Raw genomic sequence first — 2566 nt, 5'->3', positions numbered from 1 at the left:
GCGCCTTAGCGCAACTTTTGCGACCATGCTAATGGGGTGATTGCCGATGGAAAGCTTTGCCCGCCTGCTCGACGCGCTGCTGTATACGCGCAGCCGCACTGCCAAACTGCGGTTGATCGCGGATTATCTGGTGGCGACGCCCGATCCCGATCGCGGCTGGGCGCTGGCGGCGCTCACGGGCACGCTCGATCTGAAGGCGGTGCAGCCCAGCATGCTCAAGGCGCTGATCGCCAGCCGCGTGGATCCGACGCTGTTTGCCCTGTCCCATGATTTCGTCGGCGACATGGCGGAGACCATCTCGCTCTTGTGGCCCGAACTGCCCGGCGACCGGCCCCCCAGCCCCAGCCTTGATGCCGTTGTTGGCCAATTGGCCGGCCTGTCGCGCAAGGACGCGCCGGCCGTGGCGGCGGCCTTGCTCGATCGGCTTGACGTGCAGGGCCGGTATGCGCTGATCAAGCTGGCCACCGGCGCCCTGCGGATCGGCGTTTCAGCCCGGCTGGCCAAGACCGGTTTTGCCCAGGGCTTTGGCCTTGATGTGGAGGCGGTCGAGGAAGTGTGGCACGGCCTGGCCCCGCCGTTCGAACCGCTGTTTGACTGGGCGACCGGCGCGGGCCCGCAGCCGACAGCCGGCGATGTGCCGGTGTTCCGGCCATTCATGCTGGCCAGTCCGCTCGATGATGGCGTGACGCTCGATCTGGCGGCGCATGTGGCGGAATGGAAGTGGGACGGCATCCGGGTGCAGATCGTCCATGCCGGCGGCCAGACCCGTCTGTTCAGCCGCACTGGCGATGATATTTCGGGCAGTTTCCCCGATGTGGCGCTGGCGCTTGATCGGCCGCTGGCGCTCGATGGCGAATTGCTGGTGCGCGGCGAGGGGCAGGCGGATGGCATCGCGGCGTCGGGCAGCTTCAACGCGCTGCAGCAGCGGCTGGGCCGCAAGGCACCCACGGCCAAGCTGATGGCCGAACGCCCGGCCTTCATCCGGGTTTATGATCTGCTGTCGGATGCCGGCGAGGATGTGCGGACCGCGCCGTGGGCGCAGCGCCGCGCCCGGTTGGAGGCGGTGCTGCCCAGCCTTGATCCCAGCCGTTTCGAGCTGTCACCGTTGGTCGAAGCCGCCAGTTGGGACGATCTGGCGCTGTTACGCGATGCGGCCCGCGATGCGGCCATCGAAGGGCTGATGCTGAAACGCCGCGATGCGCCCTATGTGGCGGGGCGCAAAGTCGGCCAGTGGTTCAAATGGAAACGCAGTGCGCTCACCGCTGATTGCGTGCTGATGTATGCCCAGCGCGGCCACGGCAGGCGATCCAGCCTCTACAGCGATTTCACCTTTGGTTGCTGGACGCCTGATGGCCAGTTGCTGCCCGTCGGCAAGGCTTATTCCGGCTTCACCGATGCCGAACTGGCGATGCTCGACAAGTTCGTGCGGGCCAGCACGCTGCAGAAATTCGGCCCAGTGCGCGAAGTGGAAAAAAGCCTGGTGCTGGAAGTGGCGTTCGATAGCATCCACGCTTCCAGCCGCCACAAATCTGGCCTCGCCATGCGCTTCCCGCGCATTTCGCGCATCCGCACCGACAAACCGGCGGCAGAGGCCGATACCATCGCGGCGCTGTTGAAGCTGGCGACGTGAACGCCTAGGCTGCCGTCCCAAACTCCCTCCCCCTTTGAGGGGAGGGCGACTCGGCTCCAGCCGAGCGGGGTGGGGGTTCCCGCCTTTGGTTACGGAAGGCAGACCCCCACCCCGCTCGCACCAAGCGGCGCGAGTCGACCCTCCCCACAAGGGGGAGGGAGCTGGCTTTTTTATGCAAGGTTCCACCATGCTGATCGCGACCTTCAACATCAATGGCACCAACGCCCGCCTGCCACGCCTGCTGGAGTGGCTGGAGGAGACCAGGCCCGACGTCGCCTGCCTGCAGGAAATCAAGATGATGACGGAGAATTTCCCCGTCGATGCACTGAAAGACGCCGGCTACCACTGCCTCGTCCACGGCCAGAAGGGCTTCAACGGCGTCGCCATCCTGAGCCGCGAGCCCGCCACCGAAGTGCAGCGCGGCCTGCCCGGTGACGAGAGCGACGAACAATCCCGCTATCTGGAAGCCGATGTGATGGGCGTGCGCGTGGCGAGCATCTATCTGCCGAACGGCAATCCGCTGCCCGGCCCCAAGTTTGATTACAAGCTGGCCTGGATGGAGCGGTTACGGCTGCATGCCGCCGCCTTGCTGGAAACCGGCCTGCCTGTGGTGCTGGCCGGCGATTACAATGTCATCCCGAATGATGACGACATCTGGGACGCCAAGGCGATGCGCGACGACGCGCTGCGCCAGCCGCAATCGGTCGCGGCCTGGCGGCAACTGCTGTGGCAGGGCTGGACAGACGCTGTGCGCCAGCTTCACCCGGTCGGCGGCATCTGGAGCTTCTGGGATTATCAGGCCGGCGGCTGGCAGCGTGATCATGGCTTCCGCATCGATCATCTGCTGCTGTCACCAGCAGCGGCGGACCGGTTGCAGGATGCCGGCGTGATGAAAGACGTGCGCGGCAAGGAAAAGGCCAGCGATCACGCGCCGGC

At 65.9% G+C, this 2566-nt stretch carries 2 protein-coding genes; both read left to right on the top strand.

The genetic code is table 11. The features are described 5' to 3' along the window. The first annotated feature begins 46 nt into the window (after positions 1–46). On the top strand, positions 47–1630 hold the full coding sequence (locus RMO81_RS12205; RefSeq protein ID WP_310476165.1) for a cisplatin damage response ATP-dependent DNA ligase: 1584 nt from the start codon (positions 47–49) through the stop codon (positions 1628–1630). Positions 1631–1817: 187 nt separating this feature from the next. After that, positions 1818–2566, top strand: a 749-nt coding sequence (xth, locus tag RMO81_RS12200; RefSeq protein WP_310476164.1) for an exodeoxyribonuclease III, incomplete at its 3' end; no start/stop codon positions are given.

Source organism: Sandarakinorhabdus sp. (assembly GCF_031422795.1).
Taxonomy (GTDB): Bacteria; Pseudomonadota; Alphaproteobacteria; order Sphingomonadales; family Sphingomonadaceae; genus Sandarakinorhabdus.
This window is presented reverse-complemented; position numbering and strand designations above follow the sequence as displayed.